This is a genomic window from Collinsella sp. AM43-1 (assembly GCF_003467925.1).
Classification (GTDB): Bacteria; Actinomycetota; Coriobacteriia; order Coriobacteriales; family Coriobacteriaceae; genus Collinsella.
This window is the reverse complement of sequence record NZ_QSFR01000001.1, coordinates 168,395-188,763: the sequence shown is the minus strand read 5'-3', so window position 1 is coordinate 188,763 and position 20,369 is coordinate 168,395. Positions and strand designations below refer to the sequence as shown.

The window sequence follows — 20,369 nt, the reverse complement described above, 5'->3', positions numbered from 1 at the left end:
ACAAGGTTTGTTGACCTGGAAGTCAGGCCAATCGACATGGCTAAAACGCCGTGAGGATCATAAGAGTCAAATAGACAAAAAAGCGCGGGGCCGGTTTGATTCCGACTCCGCGCTCTGCGCTGGTGCGTTGTTGTTCGGCCTACCCCAGCAGGCTCAGACCAACAGAGACAAACGCCAGAATAACGCCGACGATGGACTCGCCGCCGAGCAGGCCGCTGGCGACGACCAGGCCCTGTTCCTGGAAGGCGGCGTCCTTGGCAGCCTTCTCCTCGTCCGAAAGACCAGCGGTGGCGTCGCGGTGGGCGGACCACTTGTCGTAAGCGAGCTTGACACAGGAGCCCAAGAAGGCCGTGAGCGACATATAGAACGGCAGGTACACGCCCAGGCCGATCATCATGGCTGGAATGCCGAGCCAGTACATGACGATACCGGCGATAAAGCCGCCTGCGAACCACGGCACACTCGGGATGCCCGAGACCATGGTGGCGACGACGCTTGCCTGTGCGGCAACGAAACTCTTGTCGGGACCAAAGGCGTCCGGACCATAGGCGGTGACGAGCGCGACCATGACGGCGGCAGCGACCAGGGCGCCCACGATGCCGCCGATGGCCTGGCCGATCCACTGTGCGCGCGGGTTGGTGCCCAGCACGGCGCCGGCCTTAAAGTCGTTCATGACGTCGCCCGCAAGGCCGCACGCTACGGCCACGATGCCGGCGATAAAGAACAGCTTGACCTGAGCGAGCTGCGCGAAGGCGGCAACGATGAGCATGACGATGAGGCCAAAGATCTCCATGGGGTCGATGCCCGTCTGACCGCAGCTCTGCGCGCTCATGATGGTGGTGACAAAGGTGAACAGCGTGACGATGACGGCAGGAACGGGGCCAAGGTCGAGCACAATGGCGATGATCACGGCGATGGCGGCAGCGCCCAGGCCGATGATACCGGCGTCGAGCTTAAGGGAGCCCGAGATGAGCGACTGCTCGTCGGTGTCGGTGGAGCTGTCGGCGGCAAGGCCGCGGACGATACCGGCGACCTGCGGCAGGATGTCCTTGAGGACGACGGCGACGCCAAAGCCCATCATAAGGCCCATACCCAGGGACTTAACAATGCCTTGTGCGGTCATAACGTCAAACAGACCGGTAGCGGTGCCGCCGACAATGATGCCAAAATTGCCCAGTAGCGCGCCGGCAAACCAGAATGCGACCGGGGCGAAGCCCACGAGGAAGCCGACGGAGAGCAACATGGGCGAGTTGTAGATGGCAAAGGTAACGCCGGGGATATTGAGCGTGCACAGCATGCTGGGCACCACGCCCAGGGCGTCTCGAAGCACGCTGTAGATGCCGGCGATGGCCATGGAGCCAAAGAGCTGCTTGCCGGTCTTGCCGCCGGCCTCGGTGGCGCGCAGGGTCTGAGCTGCGGCGTTGCCGGTGGGGAACTCCAGCGCGGCGTCCACGATAAAGTGACGGTGGATGAGTGCCGTGGCCAGCAGACCCAGGATGGTGCCGGCGAGTGCCACGATGAACATGTCGAGCCAGCTGATCTGGTCGGCATAGCCCAGCATCCAGGCGCCCGGGATGGTAAACGCCAGACCGCCGGCGACCATGGCGCCTGCTGACATGATGGTGTGGGTGACGTTTGCCTCGTTGAGGCTGGCGTTGCCCATGAGCTTAAGGAAGAACAGCGAGATGACGGCAGCGAAGACGATCGGCCAGGGGAGTGCGCCCATCTTGAGGGCGGTGTAGGCCGAGCTTGCCGTGATGATCACGCAGCCAAGGACGCCGATGACGACGCCGCGCAGCGTAAGTTGACCGCGCATCGAGGTGCGGTTCGAGGGATTGCTCATATAAAACTCCTTTGCGTATATCCGCTTCCCCCGGGAGCGCCGTTACGGATACGGCGCGGGAAGTCGGGTTACCAAGGGCCGCCGCGTGAGCTCGCAAACGACCGCGCACCAGTATAGCCGCAAGCTAGTCATTTTGGGATGACTGGTTTAGGTAGGCGATATACTGCTGGACAGACGAAAGGAGCGCCGACGATGCTTAATGGGTACGCATATATATTGACGGTCGACGTGGGCAACACGTTCATTCGCTTTGGCCTGTTTGCAGAGGATTCGGCCGCGGCGCAGGAATGTCCGCTTGCGACGTGCGAGATCACCACGCCGTCGAGCATCACAGCAGACGAGGCGCGCATGCGTCTCGTGCAGGTCATGGCCGCACTGGCGGCCGATGCGGGCATGCCGGGTGCGCTTGTGCCCGCGGCTGCTGTGCTGAGCTGCGTGGTCCCGGCGCTCGAGCGCCCGTGGAAGGCGGCACTTTCCCGCACCTGCACGGGGCGCGTGCTCACCGTGGGGCCGGGACTTAAGACCGGCATGCCCGTGCACTACGACGATCCGGCCGAGATCGGCCCCGACCGCATCGCCGATGCCGTGGCGGCCCGCGCCGTCTACGGGTCGCCGTGCATCGTGATTGACCTGGGCACGACGACCAATATCGAGGTCATCGACGCGCACGGTACCTTTGTGGGCGGCGTTATCGCGCCGGGGCTGGCACTCGGCGCCCGTTCGCTCTCGGCGGCAGCAGCGCGCCTACCCCAGGTTGAGCCCTCGGCGCCCACACATGTAATCGGCCACAACACGCGTGAGGCCATGCGCTCGGGTGTGGTTTTGGGCGAGGTAGCCCGCATCGACGGCATGCTCGACATGGTGCTTGCCGAGATGCGCGCGACCAAGGCCGCGGGGGAGGGCGATGTGCCCATCGTCATTACCGGCGACGATGCCGAGGCACTTGCGGCGCTGGTCGGCCATAGCCTGACGGTAGACGACGCGCTGACGTTGCGGGGTCTCGCCGAGCTCTACCGCATCAACCAAAAGCCCCGCCGCGCGTAGGGCGAGGGGCTGGTGGGATAAGCGCCCCTACCTTTCACCTGCTACAATGGGCCAAACTATTGCGATTTCGGAGGTGTCTGCCATGTCGGACGATCTTCATCAAACCGCGTCGGGCAAGCGCCGCGACGTTATTAGCTGGGACGAGTTCTTTATGAGCGTGGCCATCGCCGCGCAGCGCCGTAGCAAGGACCCCAACACGCAGGTGGGAGCATGCATCGCCAGCACCAACCACCGCATCCTTTCGGTGGGTTACAACGGCACGCCCTCGGCGCTCAACGACGACTTTTTCCCGTGGGGTACGAGCGATGACCCGCTGCAGGACAAGCACAACTACGTGGTCCATGCCGAGGCCAACGCCGTGCTCAACTACCGTGGCTCGCTCAAGGACCTCGAGGGTTCCACGGTCTACGTCACGCTGTTCCCGTGCCACGACTGCGCCAAGATCCTGGCGCAGGTGGGCGTGGGCGAGGTCGTCTACCTGGACAATAAGTATGCCGACACCGATGACGGCCGTATCAGCCGCCGCATTCTCGACTCCTGCGGCATCAGCTACCGCCAGGTCATCGTCGATGTCCAGATTGGTACCGGGGAGCAGACTCAGCAGTAGCGCGTGCCAACGCCAGCTGGCGGCAAAACAGCCAAAAGAGACCCGTCCCAAATTGACTGCTCGTGAAAGTCGTGTCCGCACGCATGGCTGGCGCCTAAGCGGGTACATGGCTGTAGTAACATAGCCCCTGTCCGCGGGCGTGCCCGCGTTATTGTGAGAAAGGAGCCCCTGTGGCTGTTAACGAAGAGCTGCTTAAGAAGGTTCTTGAAGAGATTCGCCCCAACCTGCAGGCCGATGGCGGCGATATGGAGTACGTGGGCGTCGACGACGAGGGCGTTGTCAAGCTGGAGCTGCAGGGCGCCTGCGCCGGCTGCCCCATGAGCTCGCTAACCCTTTCCATGGGTATCGAGCGCATCCTGAAGGAGCATGTGCCCGGCGTTACCCGCGTTGAGCAGGTCAATGCTTCCGGCGAGGCCGAGGACCTGTACGACGAGTACGCGCCGTTCTAAGATGCGAAAGCTGCGGACGGTACGCTCCGCATAGACGTTACGTCCAAATATGCGGCTGCGAGCGTAAGGCCCGCGGCCGCATTTGTATGTAGGGAGCAGGGGATCGATATGCTCAACGACCTCTACCATATGCTTGATCCCGTCGCGATCTCGGCGGGCCCCATCACCATCTACTGGTACGGCCTGGCCTACGTGGTCGGCGCTCTGCTCACGGCGGTCGTTATGTACCGCACGCAGCGTCGTTGGGGCTTCGACATTACGATTGATGACCTGACGAGCGTCGTGGTCGGCGCGGTCTTTGGCCTCATCATCGGCGCGCGCCTGTTTTACGTCGTCTTTTACGGCGATGGCTACTATTGGACCCACCCGCTCGAGATCTTTGCCACCAACGAGGGCGGCATGAGCTTCCACGGTGGCCTGGTGGGCGGCATCTTGGGCGGCATCATCGTGTGCCGCATGTATAAGCTCGACGCCTGGACCGTCGCCGACCTTGCCGTGATCGGCGCCCCGCTGGCGCTGTGCCTGGGACGTTGCGCCAATTTCGTCAACGGCGAGCTGTGGGGTAAGCCGACCGATCTGCCCTGGGGTGTGGTCTTTGGCGGCACCGCGGGCGATATGCCGCGCCATCCCTCCCAGCTCTACGAGGCGTTTCTAGAGGGCATTGTGCTCTTTTGCATCCTGCAGGTGCTCAGCCGCAAAAAGCCACTGCTGCCCCAGGGTACGTTTATGGGCGTGTTCGTGATGGGGTACGGCATCGTCCGCTTTCTCGTTGAGTTCGTGCGCGTGCCCGATGCGCAGCTGGGCTATCTGCTGGGCGGCGTCATCACCATGGGTCAGCTGCTGAGTTTGCCGCTCGTGATTGCCGGCCTGGTGCTCATCATCTTCGCCCGACACCGCAATCGCCCCCAGCGCATCTACCTCGACGCCTAACCACCACAAAGGGGGCAGGCACCTTTGTGGTGGTTTTGCCGAGTTTGATAGGTTTCTAGAAAGGCTCTTTGGACTGTGAAGGATTCCGACCTCTCCACAACGGCTGCGCGCGACGCTGCCCGCATCGTCTGGTTTAAGCGCTACCCCGCCAAGCAGACGCTCATCGCATTTCTGCTCGCGCTGTTGGCGACCACGGCGTTTTCCATCGATCCCGCGCCGGTCTCGAGCAACGCAGTCTTGGCGATTGACCCCAAAGCCTCGGGCATGCTGTACGTGTGCTACGAGGTGCTCCTCTCGTTTGCCGGCCATACCGACGCGGTCATGCTGCTTGCGCTTGCCTGCCTGCTCACTCTGCCGTTTCGCTACGTATTCTTTGGCCGCGGCGATGCTTGGCGTCCTTCGGTGATCCTTCCGTCGCTGTTCTTTGCCGTCTGCATGGTGTTTGGCCGCAGCTACGACCTCACCGATTCTGCCGAGATCGTACTCGGCGACAAGGCTCGGATCATCTGCGCCTGGATAGGCGGTGCGGGCTGGATGCTCTTGGCGGTCGTTGCCTTCTACCTGGCTTTTGAGTGTCTAGATTGGCTGAGCTCTCGGCGCATTCCGTTTTCCGAAGCGCACTTTGGCCGCGTATGGCGTGTGGCTCACGCCGTGCTTTCGGTCCATCCCTTTGTCGGGCCCTTCCTGGTGCTTATGGTCGCCTGGGCGCCCACGCTCATCGCTTCGCTGCCCGGCCTTTTTATGGGGGACACCGGTGCGCAGATTCGCCAGTGGTTCAACTACCCCAACGGCACGAGTGACTACCTGCGTCTGCTCAATCCCAATGTGTTGCTCAACGGACATCACCCCGTGGTGCACACGGCTATCATCGGTTCGTGCGTCCAGCTGGGGCTTTCACTGTTCAACAGTGCCAACGCAGGTCTTGCCATCTACACCTGCGCTCAGTTCGTCATTACGGCCGCCTGCATGGCCTATTCCATCTCGTCGCTGCGCAAGCTGGGCGTGAGTCTGCCGGTCCGCGGCGTGATCTTGCTGTTCTTTGTGTTTATGCCCATGTTCTCCAACTACGCGGCCCTGCTTACCAAAGATGTGCTGTTTGCCGACGCGTTTTTGGTGCTGTTGGTGCAGGCCGTGAAGCTCGTGGCATGCGGCCTGCCCCGTCGCGATGCCAATGCCGAGCGTGCGGGCGAACAGAGGCCCGTGCTCTTTGCGCGCCATGACTGGCTGCTGCTCGCTCTGGTTGCCATGGGTTCCACGTTTCTGCGCAACGGCGGCCTGGTGTTTCCCCTGGCGGCATGCGTAATCGCGGCGGCGTTTTGCGCATGGGACGCGCATGTGGCTCGTCGCGCAGCCAAGCAGGCTGGTGCTGCGCCTTCGGGCTCCATCCCGCGTTTCCGCTGGATGGGAGTTCTTGCGGTGCTTGCACTCTGCCTTGCCTCTAATATGTACTTCACCAAGGTCTTTATGCCGGCGCACGACATTACGCCTGGTTCCAAGCGCGAAATCCTCTCGATTCCGTTCCAGCAGACGGCTCGTTTCGTCCAAAAGCACGACGGCCTCAACTCGGGTGTCAACCCTACGGTTAAGGAGGACGGCACTATCGTGGAGGCTCCTTGCGACGGCTTGGTGACCGACGATGAGCGTGCCGTGATCGACCGTGTGCTCAAGTACGACAATCTGGGCCGCCGTTACAACCCCGACAAGTCCGACGCCGTCAAGAACTGCTTTAACGAGTACGCTTCGCAGGAGGACATCAAGGCCTATTTTGAGGTCTGGGCGCAGATGTTCAAAAAGGATCCCGAGTGCTACATCTCGGCGCTCATCAATAACTACTACGGCTACTTTTATCCGAGTGCCCGCGATGCGTGGGTCTACAGCACGGCGCGCAGTGCCGAGATTATGGCGAAGCCCGATAACCTCAAGTACTTTGACTTCCATCCGGTCGATAGCAAGGTTGTGCGCTGGTGCGACCACCTGATCAACCTGTATCGCGTGGCGGTGCAGCGCATTCCGTTTATCTCGCTCACCATGAGCTCGGCCACCTATGTGTGGATTATGATCGCCGTGGTGGTCTACCTGCTGCGACGTCATTCATGGCGTGCGCTGGCGATCTGGGTGCCGCTGCTGGGCGTGCTCGCCGTGTGTCTGATCGGTCCCTGCAACGGTTCGACCTATATGCGCTACCTGTATCCGGTTATCGCCTGCATGCCCTTTGCCATCGGTGCCACCATCACTCGCAGCGACCTTCTCTGGTCCTAATTTGGTGCAAAGGGGACAGGTTGCTTTGCACCAAAGGATGGCATCATCACGACGCCTTCATTTTGGGGTTTATCTCGCAGGCCAGTAGGTATATCATAACGACGTTTGTTTATATTGCCCGAGCATCTGCGCTGGGCTTTAGGTCAAAACCGATAGGAGACACGTATGTCCGGACACTCTAAGTGGGCCACAACCAAGCATCGTAAGGGCGCGCAGGACGCCAAGCGTTCCGCCCTCTTCTCCAAGCTGAGCCGCAACATCACCGTTGCTGCCCGTCTCGGCGGTGACCCGCTGCCCGAGAACAACGCCAGCCTCGCCGCTGCCGTTGCTAAGGCCAAGGCTCAGTCCATGCCCAAGGACAAGATCAAGTCCGCTATCGACAAGGCCTTTGGTTCGGGTGCCGATGCCGCCGTCTACGAGAACATCGTGTACGAGGGCTATGGTCCCGCCGGTGTTGCCGTCTATGTTGACTGCCTGACCGACAACCGCAACCGTACTGCCGCCGATGTCCGTTCCGCCTTCTCCCACGCTGGTGGCAACCTGGGCACCTCCGGCTCCGTCGCCTTCCAGTTTGAGCGCAAGGGCCAGATCGTCGTCGCCAAGGAGATCCTGGACGAGAACGCCAAGAAGGAGACCATGATCGCCAACGGTGCTGCCGGTGACGAGGATGAGTTCATGATGGCCATCGCCGAGGCCGGTGGCGAGGACTACGAGGACGCCGGCGAGGAGTGGATCGTCTGGACCGCTGCTAACGACGTCATGGCTGTCTCCAAGGCACTCGAGGAGCAGGGCGTCCAGGTCAAGGGTTCCGAGACCACCATGGTTCCGACCACCCCGACCGAGGTCTCCGGTACCGACGCCAAGAAGGTTCAGCGCCTCATCGACCGTCTCGAGGAGCTCGACGACGTCCAGGACGTCTACAGCACCATGGACATGACCGACGAGGTCATCGCTGCCCTCGAGGAGGAGTAGCGCCTGCACGGGTTAAGCCGTGCATATCTGGGCATAATGAAGCGAGCATGCAAGCCTCGTGGAATAGATGAGCCGGATCCGCGTGCGTATGGCACCGGACCCGGCTCTTTTATAATGATGCGAATCGTTTTGCATTCTGTGGACCGAAACCTGAAGGGAGCGCGCGTGCGCGTACTCAAACGAGCCCTAGCGATCGTGTATCTTGCCGCCGCCATCGTGGCGCTGGGTACGCTTGTCTGCCAGTTCTGGGGACCGTATACGTATCGCTTTATGCTGCTATTGCGTGACACCATGCCTCGCGTCGTCGTTACGGTGTGCGCCGCCATCGTGGCGCTTGGCGTGCTCATCGGTTTTTTCCGCTTGATGTTCGCGCGTCGCGAGCCGTCCTGCGTGCATCCGGCAGGGGAGCGCAATATCGAGGTCACGCTCGCGGCTCTCTCCTCGTGTGCCCGCGCTGCTGCCGAACGCGATGACCGCGTGATGGTCGAGCATATCGAGGCGCGTGTTCAGGGTTCCGACGAATCGCACGTTCGTTTTAAGGTCGAAGCCATCGCGCTCGATGATAAAGACGTTGCTTCCCTTGCCACTGCGATGCAGCAGCGTATCGAGCGGGCCTGCGACACCATGCTCGGTACGCCGGGCACGACTGCGCGCGTTCGCTTTTTGCCGTCCAAGACTACCGTCCAGACCGTGGAGGTTTCCGGTGAGTGATACCAACCAAGACAAGACCGCCCGCACGCCGCGCCTGACGATCGATCAGAACGCTATGCCGGCAGGCGAGTCCGCCGACACCAAGCCCGAGGCCGGCGAGCAGCACGACAGCGCCGCCAACGACTTTGACGAGGCCATGGGTCTCATCAAAGGTACGGGCGCCGCTATCTGGAGCTACGCCGTGCGCCACCCCAACACTACGCTCGGCGCCGTGGCAGGCTTTATCCTCGCCGTGCTGGTACTTACGTTGGGCCTGTGGGACACGCTTGTCATCGCATTCTTTGTGCTGATCGGCGCCGTGATCGGCCAGATTCGCGACGGCGAGAACGGTATCGTTAACTTCTTCGGCCGTCTGTTTAGCGGCCGCTAATATGTATTCGACTGTCGCATCCGTGGCAGGCATAAGGAGGAACCATGGCTTTTAACACGAAGGTCGATGTGGCCGATACCGAGCTCGAGACGAACGAGGCCGTCGCCGCCGAGGCGGAGGACGTAACGCTCGAGGACGAGACGCTCGTCGAGGCCGAGTCCAAAGACGAGGCGGACGAGGACGACGAGGAGGCGGACGAGTCCGAGGACTCGCTGACCTATTCCAACGGCGTGATCGAGAAGATCGTTGCCATGGCCACCCGCGAGGTTCCGCACGTTCTGGGCATGAAGGGTAACCTCATGCACTTTGTGCAGGAGCAGTTTGGTGCCGAGAATCTGACCAAGGGCGTGACGGTCGAGGTCACCGACGATAATCGCGTGGTCGTCAACATCTCCGTCATCATCGAGTACGGCGCCTATGCGCCCGCGATCTTCGACGATGTTAAGGCACGTGTCACCGAGCGCCTTGCCGCGATGACTGGCCTTGAGGTGGCGGGCGTCAACCTGCGCATCGAGGATGTCATCACCCCCGAGGAGTACGAGCACCGCACCAGCCAGCACGAATAACCTTCCAAAAAGGGACAGGTTTGTTTTGGCAGGTTTTATCTGCGAAAACATTAAACGGCCGACCGCGCAAGCAAAAGCGTGGCCGGCCGTTTTTGTACGCTCCCGATATAGTCATACCGCTCGTCTAACTAAGGGTTGCAATCCCCACGTTCCGCGTTACTCTAATGGGCGCATTGTTTCCAAATTGTTAACGAGGGGTTGCCGTAATGGCCGACGAGCACGAAACAGAAAGCAAGGCATGGGCGATTGAGGCCGCTGCGGCAGAGGCGGCGTCGCGTGCTGCCGAGGAGGTGCATCGTCCTCCCGTAGTGCCGATGGAGCGCGTGGTCGATCGCGATGTTATCGAGCGGGGCGAGCGCGCTGGTCGCAAGCGCAGTCAGGAGCCGGGCTTTCCGCGCTTTTTTGCCGAGCTCAATTTGGGTCTGATCCTCACGGCCTTTGCCATCGTTGCGTTTAAAACCCCTAATCACTTTGCTTTTGGCGGCACCTCGGGCGTGTCGGTCATTCTGTCCACGCTGTTCCCGACCCTGCCCGTCGGCGTTTTTATGTGGATTATCAATGCGGTCCTGGTCGTTCTGGGCTTTATCTTTTTGGAGCGCAAGGCAATCCTGTGGAGCGTCTTCGCCTCGTTTGCGCTGTCCGCCTATGTTTCGCTGTTTGAGCTCTTTATTCCGACCGATGTCTCGATGACGGGCGATATGTGGCTCGACCTGTGCTTTGCCGTGATTCTGCCGGCGCTCGGCAGCGCCATCGTCTTTGATATTGGCGCCTCGACGGGCGGCACGGACATCCTCGCCATGATTCTCAAACGCCGCACGACGCTTGAGATCGGCCGTGCGCTGCTGCTGGTCGATATCGGCATCGTGACCATCGCGGCCTTCTTGTACGGCCCGCGCGTCGGTCTGTATTGCGTGCTCGGCCTGTTTGCCAAGACGCTTGTGGTCGACAAAGCCATCGAGAGCATCCACCTGCGTAAAGTCTGCACGGTCATTTGCTCCGAGCCCCTTAAGGTCGAGGAGTTTATCGTCAAGCATCTCAACCGTACGGCGACTATCAGCCGCGGCTACGGTGCTTTCTCGGGCAAGTGCGTGACGGTGATCATGAGCGTGCTAAGCCGTCGCGAGGCCGTGCAACTGCGCCGCTATGCGCGCGAAGTCGATCCGGGTGCCTTTATCACGATTGTCGACAGCTCCGAGATCGTCGGCAAGGGTTTCCGCGGAACGAACTAACGCGGTCGAGCTCATCAAACAATCGAATAGCGCCCTGCGCATTGCAAATGCGTCATGTTGGAGTATTTGTCCCCACATTGGGTGATAATGATGCCAAAGACATCGTTTGCGATCCAGATGATTCGCTCAAGATACGAAGGGATGATCTCGATGTTCTGTTCGCAGTGTGGCGCCCCCATGGGCGATAACGACAAGTTCTGCGGCGTGTGCGGTGCTCCTAATACCGAGGCCCCCCATGTCGCTGCCGGTTCTGTCCCGCAGGGCCAGCCCCAGCCGCAGCCGTTCGTTGCGCCCCAGCCGGCTATGAACGTGCCCAAGGGCTGCATGGCGCAGGCCTTCAACGACATGATTAAGGTTCCCGGTGCCCTGGTTCGCGTATGTCAGATTGCCTTTTTGCCGGCGCTGATCTGCGTCGTGTCGGTGCTGGTGCTGTTTATCCCCGTTATCGGTGGCATCGCGGCGGCCATTGGCTTTTTGCTCGCTTACGTGGCAAGCGTGTGCGGCGCGGGCTTTGCTATCGAGTGGGGCCGCGACCTGTCGCTCAAGGACGATAACGGTATGGAGCGCCCGCTGCTGCGCTCGACCTCGTTTGGCCTGGGCATTTTCTCGTCTGTCATTACAGGCGTGCTCGAGTTCGTGGCCATTATTCCCGTGATTGGTGTGGTGTTCTCGGTGCTTGAGAGCGCCGTAATCGGTGCTGTCGGTTCATATTATTTCTATGGTTCGAGCGGTCTTGAGGGTGCCCTCATCGGTTCGATGGGACTGCTTGTCTTTGCCCTGTTCGTCTCGTTTGTGCTGGGCATCTTCTTTAAGATGTTTGGCGATGCCGCTGTGATGCACTTTGCAGTCGCCGGCCGCGTGGAAAGCGCATTTTCGCTCGAGAAGGTTTGGAAGTCCTATAAGGCCAACCTGGGCAAGTTGTTCTGCGCATCGATTCTCCCCGAGTTTTTGACGGGCATTGTTTCCAATATCATCACCTGGATTTTCACCGCCATCTTTGGCGCCATTGCTACGTTTGGTATGTATAGCTATTACTATCGCCCCACGGGTCTTGAGGCAATCATTGAGGGTGGCGGCATTACGCTCATCCTGTTCTTGATGATCGTCGCCTTTGTTACCGTGTTCCTGAATGTGTTTGGCACGATGCTCAAGTATCGCGCCATTGGTTACTGGGCAGCGCGCCATGCCAGCGAGTGGGTCGATGAGGATACTGACGATGTCCTGACGTTTGTGCTCCCGGGTGAGAAGAAGCCTGCTCCTGCGGGGTTCAATCCCACGGCCGCCACTGGAGCTGCACCTGCCCCGGCACCCGCACCTGCACCCGAGCCTGCCCCGGCACCCGAGCCTGCCCCGGCACCCGAGCCTGCACCTGTCCCTGCCCCCGCACCGGCGCCCGAGGCGACGCCTGCGGAACCCGATTGGAATGCCGTTGCCACGCCGGCGGATGAGCCGGGCGATAGTCCTGCTGCCGAAAACAATCAAACCGAATAGTCGGTCGAGGCGCCCTGGGCAACTGAGCCCGGGGCGCCTTTTTCTACCGCGGAAGCAAGAAAATACCTGGGAAAATGGTTGCAGAAAAAAATCTCGGAAATTGGTCAATGTTGCGCAACAACGTCGCGGCTATTGTTGAGAACATAGACGTGTAAGGTTTGAAGGCGTGCAACGCCTTAGGAAAAGGAGAAGCTTATGTTCTGTCCCACTTGTGGTTCTCCCATTTCGGATGATGCCAAATTCTGCCCTGTCTGCGGTTCTGCCATCGGTGCCGCTTCCGCTGCTCCTGCTCCGCAGCCCGCACCTCAGCCCCAGCCTGCTCCGCAGCCCACGCAGATTCAGCCCACTCCGGTTCAGGCAGTTCAGCCCCAGCCTCAGCAGCAGTACACCGGGCAGCAGCAGTACGCCGGCCAGCAGCAGTATGCTCAGCAGCCTGCGCCTGCCCCGATGGGCTATGCTCCGATTAAGACCGACCGTGGCGTGATCGGTTGGCTCCTGCTTTCCATCGTGACCTGCGGCATCTATTCGTATTACTTCCTCTATTGCCTTGCCCGCGACATCAATGTCATGTGCCAGGATGACGGCGATTCCACGCCGGGTCTGGCAGCATTCATCTTGCTGTCGTTCGTGACCTGCGGCTTCTACGGACTCTACTGGTACTACAAGATTGGTAACCGCCTGCAGGCTAATGCCCCTCGCTATGGCCTGATGTTCCAGGAGAACGGCACCACCGTTCTTATGTGGCAGATTGTCGGCGCGCTGCTGTGCGGCCTTGGCCCCATCTTTGCCATGAACATCATCATCAAGAACACCAATGCCATGGCAACGGCTTACAACGCCCGTCTTGGCGCTCGTGCCTAACGACAAGAGCGGCGTGAACAGCTCTCGGGGACATAAGGGCGCGGCGGAGCTCATTCGCCGCGCCCTTTCTTGCATCGGCGCGCTCTTTGTCGCCTGGCTCGCACTTTACCTGCTCGATATCGGCTGCGTGTTTCGCCTGATGACGGGCATTCCCTGTCCGGGATGTGGCATGACGAGGGCCTGGCTGGCGGCGCTGCGCCTCGATTTTTCGGCGGCCTTTGCCTACCATCCGCTGTTTTGGGTGGTGCCGATTGCGTTTGCGCTCGCGTTCGTGCGCGAGGAGGTGGCATCGAGCAAGCTAAAGCGTGGCATCGACATTGCGGTTATTGTTCTGTGTGTGCTGGTCGTTGCCGTATGGATCGTGCGTCTTATCAACCCGGCAGACGCGGGCCTGCTCTTTGGTGGGCACGCTCCCGCCGGAGTTCCCACCGATATCATCCACCTCGAAACCCCACGCTGGCTCACCATCCTTCGCTCTTACCTGTCGTGACGGAGGACGCGCTAGAAAAGCGGTCGACACATAAGCGGGGGCGAACGTTGAGATAACGTTCGCCCCCGCTTTGCTCTAGCCAGGTTGTTATGGGTGGGCGTGACGGCTACTCGTCGCGCTTCTCCTCGTGGCGAGCGGCAGCCCGCGCATCGTGGATGCCCTTGATGGCAGCATGGCGGGCGGTGCGGGCGTCGTGCATGGCGTCGCGGGCCTCGGCGGCCGTTGCCTTGGCAGAGCGCAGCTTGGCGGCCAGGTCGGGATTGGTCTCGGCAACCGCGGCGATCGTGGGGCCGTCGAGCTCTTCTTGTGTGGGCTCGGCCAAAAAGTCGATGGCATACTGGGCGGCTACCATGGATCCCTTGGCGAGCACGCTCTCGTCGATCTTGTAGAAGCAGGAGTGCTGGGCATAGGTGGCGCCGATCTGGGGGTTGCGCGTGCCAACAAAGGCGAGCACGCCCGGCACACGGCGCAGGTACTCCGAGAAGTCCTCGCCCGAAAGCGTGCCGCGGTAATGGCCCTCGCCTGCGGGGCCCAGGCACTTGAGCACAGCTTGGCGGCAGCGCTCGCTCGAGGCGGCATCGTTTTCGACCTTGTAGTTGGCGATGGTGTAGTCGGTGAGTTCGGCCTCGGCACCTAGTGCTGCTGCGGTGTGCTCCACGATGCGGCGCATAAGCTCGGGCATCTCCTCATGCGTCTTGTCGCCATAGGTGCGCACCGTGCCGGCGAGGTACGCCGTGCCGGCGATAACGTTGCGCGCGGTGCCGCCGTGCAGTTCGCCGACGGTGATGACGGCGGGTTCGTAGGGGCTAATCTCGCGCGAGACGATGGTCTGCAGGGCGTTGACAATCTCTGCCGCCACCATAACGGCGTCGTGGCCGCGCTGGGGCATGGCGCCATGGCACGAGGTGCCGCGAACGTCGATGCGGAACCAGTCGGTATTGGCCATGCGCGGGCCGGGTTCGCAGCTCACGGTGCCGGCATCGACCTCGCTCCAGATGTGCGCGGCATAGGCACCGTCGACGCCATCGAGTACGCCCGTGCCGATCATGAGCTTGGCGCCCTGGCCGTTTTCCTCGCTGGGCTGGAATACGATACGAATCTCGCCGTGGATGTCATCGGTCATGTGGCGCAGAATCTGCAACGTGCCGAGCATCATGGCGATATGGCAGTCGTGGCCGCAGGCATGCATGCAGCCCTCGTTGACGCTGGCGAACTCCTCGCCGGTCTGCTCGGTGACGGGCAGGGCGTCGATGTCGGCGCGCAGCAGGATGCGGCGGCGCGGCGTGCCGTCCTCGCGGTAGGCGTCCGGCGCGGTACCGCGAAGCGTCGCCACCAGGCCCGTCTTGAGTGGACGCTCGTAGGGGATATTCATGGCGTCGAGCTGGTTGGCGATGTCGGAGGTCGTGCGCTCCTCGGCAAGGCTCAGCTCCGGGTGCTTATGGAAGTGCCGGCGCTGCTTGATGATATAGGGCTCAAACTCGGCGGCGATATCTTGGATGGCCGCGGTGACGTCGTTTGCCGCGCGAACCTCGGTTGCTGCCATAATCTGCTGTGCCTTGGTTTTCGTCATGGTCGATTTGCTCCTTGCTGGGTTGATCGCAAAATCGTACAGGCTCTCTCCAGTATGCCACCTGCCGCTAGGGCTGGTAAAGTTGCCGTTTGCCGCTTGGAGTTTTGTTGCAAGGGCGGGGGAGTACACTCGGGGGTGTTGAATTTCCTGCCAGAGATGGGGATGCCCATGCAACATATCGATCGGATTATCCGCTCCAAGAACGTTTTTACCGCGCAAGACGGTATCGATACCGCCCGCGAGCTGGCGATCGCCATCGCGGGCGATCGCATCGTCGCAGTCGGTGCGCCCGATGACGTGATTGACGCCGCACCTGCCGCCACGCCGGTGGTCGATTACGGCGAGCAGTTTGTCTGCCCCGGTTTCCACGATGCGCACCTGCATTTCTTCCATACCTCGGTTGGCTCCTCACCGTATATGCTCATGGATATGGGCACGTCCGAGGCGGCGCTGGTGCAGGACGCGCTCAAGTTTTCCCAGGACCTGCCCGACGACGCCTGGGTCGTGACGCAGGGCTGGCGCGATTACCGCTGGGATCCGCCCGAGCACCCTACCAAGGCCTCCCTCGATGCGGCATTTCCCGATCGTCCCTGCGTTATGTACTCGGGCGACGGGCACACGCTGTGGCTCAACAGCCGCGCGCTCGAGGCACTCGGCGTGACGCGCGACAGCGAGCCGCCGGCGGGTGGCAGCTACGACAAGGATGCAAATGGCGAGCTCACGGGTATCGCTCACGAGGCTGCGGCCATGCAGCTGCTGCCGCGCTGTCTTGAGTGGCTGGGCGAGGATCGCATCGCGAGCGCGTATGCCGACCAAATGAAACGCATGGCCGAGCAGGGCATTACCTCGATTTGCGACATGTCGCTCATGCCCATGCCGGGCTGTGACTTTATCCGCGACGACGTCTACGACAAGCTTCAGGCGATTGGCAAGCTGGGCATTCGCGCCCACCTGTTCCCCACGCTGTTGGATGACCAATCGCGCTTGGAAGAACTTCAGACCCGCTACGCAAACAATGCGTTGCTCTCGGCGCCGGGCTTTAAGCAGTTCTTCGATGGCGTGTCGAGCGAGCACACCGCATACCTCACCGATCCCTATACCAACCCGCGCTTCCCGGGCGACCAGGGCCGTCTGACGGTTCCCGTCGAGCGCATGCGCAAGCTGGTCCTGGCGGCAGCCGAGCGCGGCCACACCGTGCGCATCCACGTTATCGGCGACGGCGCCATCCATGCCGCACTCGATATCTTTGAGGAGGCGGCAGTGCTCTACGGTTTGCCCCCGCACGGCCATAATACGCTTGAGCATTTGGAGAATCTGCTGCCCGAGGACATCGATCGTCTGCGCAAGCTCAACGTCATTGCCTCGAGCCAGCCTTGCCACATCACGCTCGACCCGGGTGGCCCGGAGCGCGACCTGGGCCTGGAACGCAGCCGCATCATGTGGCCGTTCGCAACTTATCAGCAGCGCGGTATCCGTCAAGCTTTCGGTACCGACAGCCCTATCACGGCCGTTACCAGCATGAACGTGCTCTACACGGCTATCACGCGCCAAGATCCCCGCAGCCACTGGCCCGAGGGCGGCTGGCTGCCGAGCGAGCGTATCGACGCGGCAACGGCCCTGCGCAACTACACGCTTGGCAGCGCCTACGCGGCAGGCGACGAGCAAAACCTCGGCAGCCTGGAACCCGGCAAATACGCCGACCTGGTAGTCCTGGACCAAAACCCACTCACCATCGACCCCCAAGAGCTCCAAGCCACCAAAGTCCAGGCTACCCACTTGGCAGGCAACTTGATTTACGAGCGCTAATATTCATGTCGTACCGTTAAACGCGGCTCGTGCAGCCTATTTTGGGATGGCGCTCGAGCCGCGTTTGTTTGCCAATGGGGGTTCGTTAGGAGCGTCCCCACCCTGCTTGATTTGGGCGCGCGGGGCGGAGGCGCCGCTGCCCCGCGCGCCCAATTTGGACAGCAGCAATGCTATCTCTAGGTGTTTTGCATGCTTTCCATTACGAATTGCATAAAAAGGCTGGGATGTTCTTCCGGATCCTGATGTACCCCCGCCCGCGCCGTGCAAAAACGGAGTATTCAGCACCGCGAGCTCTGCCTGTGCCGCTGCGGCTGAGTAACGTTGCAGAGATTGACGTCATTTTGGGCTCCGGTGCGGCGCGAGGCATGCCTTTCTGTCTTGACGGGGTTTGCCTGCCGACCAAAATCGCTGGCCGAAGGCGTCCTTGGGATCAATATGGTGTGTCCGGCACGTATGCAGCCGTCCTGGTCTGCTGAATACTCCCAAAAATGCACGGTGCTCCCCAGGGGACCCGTGCGCGCAGCGAAAACCATGCACATGTCGCTATCCGCATCGCCATTTTGCTGCACTGACTTTTCTGAATACCGGGCCCGAATTAGTTAACCTGCCTCCCGGGGCGGACCGGAGGGCATGAAGTTTGTCGCGAGTTCCGCACGCAAAGGAAAGCACTTAATGTGCTTTCCGTCTTGCGCAGGACTGTAGAGCAGCAAACTTCATGCCCTCCGGTCCGCCCCGGGAGCCACCGCTAAGTTATCCCCCGGCATTCAGAAAATCTAAGTGCCAAAAAATAAGATTTTTTGACTCTGTGTTGTATAACCCGCCATTCGTGGGTACCATTCAACGCGTACGCAAACAAAATGGGTTAACCCGCGCGGCATGACCGCGCGGCCCACAAAGGAGGAAACAAGCATGTCGTCTTTGAAGCCGCTTGCAGATCGTGTTCTGGTCAAGCCCGACGAGGCCGAGCAGAAGACCGCTTCTGGTCTGTATATCGCCAGCAACGCTCAGGAGAAGCCGCAGCGTGGCACCATCGTTGCCGTTGGCGCCGGCAAGGTCAACGACAAGGGTGAGCGCATCCCCATGGACGTCAAGGTCGGTGACGTTGTCATCTACGGTAAGTTCGGTGGCAACGAGGTCAAGGTCGACGGCGAGAAGTATCTGCTGATGCGCGCCGACGACATCTACGCTGTTGTCGAGGCCTAAGCCTCGGCCGGAATCACCCGATTCGTCTTTTGAACGCGCCCGCCGCAAATGACTCGGTGCGGCGGCGCGAGTCTTATTTCTTTTGGAGGATTACCTACCATGGCAAAGAACATTACGTTCAACACCGATGCCCGCGCTAAGCTCGCCAAGGGCGTCAACACCCTGGCCGACGCCGTTACCGTCACCATGGGCCCCAAGGGCCGCTACGTCGCCCTGCAGCGCACGTTCGGTGCCCCGACCATCACCAACGACGGCGTTTCCGTTGCCAAGGAGATTGAGCTCGAGGACAACATCGAGAACATGGGTGCCCAGCTGGTGAAGGAGGTCGCCACCAAGACCAACGACACCGTGGGTGACGGCACCACCACCGCAACCCTGCTCGCTCAAGCCATCGTCAACGACGGTCTGCGCAACGTCGCCGCTGGCGCCAACCCGCTGGCCATCCGTCGCGGCATCGACAAGGCCGTCAACGCCGCCGTCGCCGAGATGAAGAAGCAGGCCAAGCCGGTCGAGACCAAGGAGCAGATTGCTTCCGTCGGTACCATCTCCGCCGGTGACCCCGAGGTCGGCGAGAAGATCGCCGAGGCCATGGAGGTCGTGGGCAAGGACGGCGTCATCACCGTCGAGGATTCCCAGACGTTCGACATCACCATCGACACCGTCGAGGGCATGCAGTTCGACAAGGGCTACGTCTCCGCTTACTTCGTCACGGATAACGACCGCATGGAGGCCGTGATGAAGGATCCGTACATCCTCATCACCGACCAGAAGATCTCCAGCGTCCAGGACATCATGCCTGTTCTCGAGGCTGTCCAGCGCGCTGGCCGTGGCCTGCTCATCATCGCTGAGGACATCGATGGCGAGGCTCTGCCGACCCTCGTCCTCAACAAGATCCGTGGCGCCCTCAACGTCTGCGCCGTCAAGGCCCCGGGCTACGGCGATCGCCGCAAGCGCATCCTGGAGGACATCGCCGTCCTCACCGGTGGCCAGGCTGCTCTGGACGAGCTGGGCGTGAAGGTCGCTGACATCACCGCCGATATGCTCGGTACCGCTAAGTCCGTCACTATCTCCAAGGACAACACCGTCGTCGTCGGCGGCGCTGGCTCCAAGGAGGCCATCGACGCCCGCATCGCTCAGATCAAGGGCGAGATGGAGAACACCACCTCTGACTTCGACCGCGAGAAGCTCCAGGAGCGCCTGGCCAAGCTCTCCGGTGGCGTTGCCGTCATCAAGGTCGGCGCTGCTACCGAGTCCGAGCTCAAGGAGATCAAGCACCGCGTCGAGGACGCCCTGCAGGCTACCCGTGCTGCTGTCGAGGAGGGCATTGTCGCCGGCGGCGGCGTCGCCTTCATGGACGCTGCTCCTGCGCTCGACGCCGTTGAGCTTGACGACCCCGAGGAGAAGATCGGCGTCGACATCGTCAAGAAGGCTCTGACTGCTCCGGTCGCCACCATCGCCAAGAACGCTGGCTTTGAGGGCGCCGTCGTGGTCGACAAGGTTGCCGAGCTGCCCGCCGGCCAGGGTCTCAACTCTGCCAACGGCGAGTGGGGCGACATGATCGAGATGGGCGTCCTCGACCCCGTCAAGGTCAGCCGCGTCACCCTGCAGAACGCTGCTTCTGTCGCCAGCCTGATTCTTATCACCGAGGCTACCGTCTCCGATGTGCCCAAGAACACTCAGCTTGAGGACGCTATCGCTGCTGCTACCGCTGGTCAGCAGGGCGGCGGTATGTACTAAGGCCGACAAGGTCTAGAACTCCCACCGGGAATCCGGGGGCGTGACGGGGGCTTCTCTCCGGAACGTCCTCGGACATGCAAAGAGGCTCCGCATCGCGCTTCGCGCTGCGGAGCCTCTTTGCGTCCTGCGGAATGTTCCGGAGAGAAGCCCCCGTCACGCCCCCGGATTCCCGGTGGGAGTTCTAGACCTTGTCGGCCTTAGTACATACCGCCGCCCTGCTGACCAGCGGTA

18 protein-coding genes are annotated in these 20,369 nt (G+C 61.3%); 16 read left to right on the top strand and 2 right to left on the bottom strand.

Annotated elements, in window-relative coordinates:
- Window positions 1–139: 139 nt before the first annotated feature.
- The gene (locus tag DW925_RS00920) at window positions 140–1,843 is read right to left on the bottom strand and encodes an OPT/YSL family transporter (RefSeq protein WP_117790160.1); all 1,704 of its coding nucleotides are present in this window, start codon (window positions 1,841–1,843) and stop codon (window positions 140–142) included.
- Window positions 1,844–2,035: 192 nt separating this feature from the next.
- Here DW925_RS00920 and DW925_RS00915 point away from each other — a divergent pair, with 192 nt between their 5' ends.
- From DW925_RS00915 to DW925_RS00855, 13 genes are all read left to right on the top strand, one after another.
- The gene (locus DW925_RS00915; protein WP_117790159.1) at window positions 2,036–2,887 is read left to right on the top strand and encodes a type III pantothenate kinase; all 852 of its coding nucleotides are present in this window, start codon (window positions 2,036–2,038) and stop codon (window positions 2,885–2,887) included.
- An 82-nt stretch (window positions 2,888–2,969) separates the two neighbouring features.
- The gene (locus DW925_RS00910) at window positions 2,970–3,494 is read left to right on the top strand and encodes a dCMP deaminase family protein (RefSeq protein ID WP_117790158.1); all 525 of its coding nucleotides are present in this window, start codon (window positions 2,970–2,972) and stop codon (window positions 3,492–3,494) included.
- 170 nt (window positions 3,495–3,664) lie between these two features.
- Window positions 3,665–3,943: a NifU family protein gene (locus tag DW925_RS00905; protein ID WP_035137589.1), complete on the top strand. Its 279-nt coding sequence runs from the start codon at window positions 3,665–3,667 to the stop codon at window positions 3,941–3,943.
- Between the two features lie 108 nt (window positions 3,944–4,051).
- Window positions 4,052–4,873 carry a prolipoprotein diacylglyceryl transferase gene (lgt, locus tag DW925_RS00900; protein WP_117790157.1) on the top strand — a complete coding sequence of 274 codons (822 nt, stop codon included), beginning with the start codon at window positions 4,052–4,054 and terminating at the stop codon, window positions 4,871–4,873.
- A 75-nt stretch (window positions 4,874–4,948) separates the two neighbouring features.
- On the top strand, window positions 4,949–7,132 hold the full coding sequence (locus DW925_RS00895; RefSeq protein ID WP_233540201.1) for a DUF6020 family protein: 2,184 nt from the start codon (window positions 4,949–4,951) through the stop codon (window positions 7,130–7,132).
- A 165-nt stretch (window positions 7,133–7,297) separates the two neighbouring features.
- Window positions 7,298–8,104, top strand: coding sequence for a YebC/PmpR family DNA-binding transcriptional regulator (locus DW925_RS00890; protein ID WP_055251993.1), 807 nt, complete (start codon window positions 7,298–7,300; stop codon window positions 8,102–8,104).
- A gap of 165 nt (window positions 8,105–8,269) precedes the next feature.
- The gene (locus DW925_RS00885) at window positions 8,270–8,815 is read left to right on the top strand and encodes a hypothetical protein (protein WP_147347856.1); all 546 of its coding nucleotides are present in this window, start codon (window positions 8,270–8,272) and stop codon (window positions 8,813–8,815) included.
- Entirely contained in the window at window positions 8,808–9,185 is a 378-nt protein-coding gene (locus DW925_RS00880; RefSeq protein WP_233502694.1) for a DUF2273 domain-containing protein, read from the top strand. The genes DW925_RS00885 and DW925_RS00880 overlap by 8 nt, the downstream gene beginning before the upstream one ends.
- Before the next feature lie 44 nt (window positions 9,186–9,229).
- Window positions 9,230–9,751, top strand: coding sequence for an Asp23/Gls24 family envelope stress response protein (locus tag DW925_RS00875; RefSeq protein WP_117790155.1), 522 nt, complete (start codon window positions 9,230–9,232; stop codon window positions 9,749–9,751).
- A gap of 206 nt (window positions 9,752–9,957) precedes the next feature.
- A complete protein-coding gene (locus tag DW925_RS00870; RefSeq protein ID WP_117584120.1) occupies window positions 9,958–10,980 on the top strand; it encodes a YitT family protein in 1,023 nt (340 codons plus the stop codon).
- Between the two features lie 150 nt (window positions 10,981–11,130).
- The gene (locus tag DW925_RS00865; RefSeq protein WP_158565716.1) at window positions 11,131–12,471 is read left to right on the top strand and encodes a zinc-ribbon domain-containing protein; all 1,341 of its coding nucleotides are present in this window, start codon (window positions 11,131–11,133) and stop codon (window positions 12,469–12,471) included.
- A 195-nt stretch (window positions 12,472–12,666) separates the two neighbouring features.
- Entirely contained in the window at window positions 12,667–13,332 is a 666-nt protein-coding gene (locus tag DW925_RS00860; RefSeq protein ID WP_117778594.1) for a DUF4234 domain-containing protein, read from the top strand.
- Window positions 13,325–13,822 carry a DUF2752 domain-containing protein gene (locus tag DW925_RS00855; protein WP_199577013.1) on the top strand — a complete coding sequence of 166 codons (498 nt, stop codon included), beginning with the start codon at window positions 13,325–13,327 and terminating at the stop codon, window positions 13,820–13,822. Before DW925_RS00860 ends, DW925_RS00855 begins: the two co-directional genes overlap by 8 nt.
- Window positions 13,823–13,928: 106 nt before the next feature.
- Here DW925_RS00855 and DW925_RS00850 read toward each other — a convergent pair whose 3' ends face one another.
- Window positions 13,929–15,392 (bottom strand): M20 family metallopeptidase, encoded by a 1,464-nt coding sequence (locus DW925_RS00850; protein ID WP_117790152.1) that lies wholly within the window; start codon window positions 15,390–15,392, stop codon window positions 13,929–13,931.
- 168 nt (window positions 15,393–15,560) lie between these two features.
- Here DW925_RS00850 and DW925_RS00845 point away from each other — a divergent pair, with 168 nt between their 5' ends.
- The 3 genes from DW925_RS00845 (at window position 15,561) to groL (ending at window position 20,138) form a co-directional block, all read left to right on the top strand.
- Window positions 15,561–17,198, top strand: coding sequence for an amidohydrolase (locus DW925_RS00845; RefSeq protein ID WP_233540200.1), 1,638 nt, complete (start codon window positions 15,561–15,563; stop codon window positions 17,196–17,198).
- Window positions 17,199–18,107: 909 nt separating this feature from the next.
- The gene (gene groES / locus DW925_RS00840; protein WP_022094351.1) at window positions 18,108–18,401 is read left to right on the top strand and encodes a co-chaperone GroES; all 294 of its coding nucleotides are present in this window, start codon (window positions 18,108–18,110) and stop codon (window positions 18,399–18,401) included.
- 99 nt (window positions 18,402–18,500) lie between these two features.
- Window positions 18,501–20,138 (top strand): chaperonin GroEL, encoded by a 1,638-nt coding sequence (groL, locus tag DW925_RS00835; RefSeq protein WP_022094352.1) that lies wholly within the window; start codon window positions 18,501–18,503, stop codon window positions 20,136–20,138.
- Window positions 20,139–20,369: the final 231 nt, after the last annotated feature.

Bases quoted from the DNA above. Each gene is read 5' to 3' on its own strand.
- groES (WP_022094351.1), top strand. From the start codon at position 18,108: ATGTCGTCTTTGAAGCCGCTTGCAGATCGTGTTCTGGTCAAGCCCGAC.
- DW925_RS00875 (WP_117790155.1), top strand. From the start codon at position 9,230: ATGGCTTTTAACACGAAGGTCGATGTGGCCGATACCGAGCTCGAGACG.
- lgt (WP_117790157.1), top strand. From the start codon at position 4,052: ATGCTCAACGACCTCTACCATATGCTTGATCCCGTCGCGATCTCGGCG.
- DW925_RS00890 (WP_055251993.1), top strand. From the start codon at position 7,298: ATGTCCGGACACTCTAAGTGGGCCACAACCAAGCATCGTAAGGGCGCG.
- DW925_RS00920 (WP_117790160.1), bottom strand. From the start codon at position 1,843: ATGAGCAATCCCTCGAACCGCACCTCGATGCGCGGTCAACTTACGCTG.
- DW925_RS00870 (WP_117584120.1), top strand. From the start codon at position 9,958: ATGGCCGACGAGCACGAAACAGAAAGCAAGGCATGGGCGATTGAGGCC.
- DW925_RS00845 (WP_233540200.1), top strand. From the start codon at position 15,561: ATGCAACATATCGATCGGATTATCCGCTCCAAGAACGTTTTTACCGCG.
- DW925_RS00850 (WP_117790152.1), bottom strand. From the start codon at position 15,392: ATGACGAAAACCAAGGCACAGCAGATTATGGCAGCAACCGAGGTTCGC.
- groL (WP_022094352.1), top strand. From the start codon at position 18,501: ATGGCAAAGAACATTACGTTCAACACCGATGCCCGCGCTAAGCTCGCC.
- DW925_RS00910 (WP_117790158.1), top strand. From the start codon at position 2,970: ATGTCGGACGATCTTCATCAAACCGCGTCGGGCAAGCGCCGCGACGTT.
- DW925_RS00860 (WP_117778594.1), top strand. From the start codon at position 12,667: ATGTTCTGTCCCACTTGTGGTTCTCCCATTTCGGATGATGCCAAATTC.
- DW925_RS00865 (WP_158565716.1), top strand. From the start codon at position 11,131: ATGTTCTGTTCGCAGTGTGGCGCCCCCATGGGCGATAACGACAAGTTC.
- DW925_RS00915 (WP_117790159.1), top strand. From the start codon at position 2,036: ATGCTTAATGGGTACGCATATATATTGACGGTCGACGTGGGCAACACG.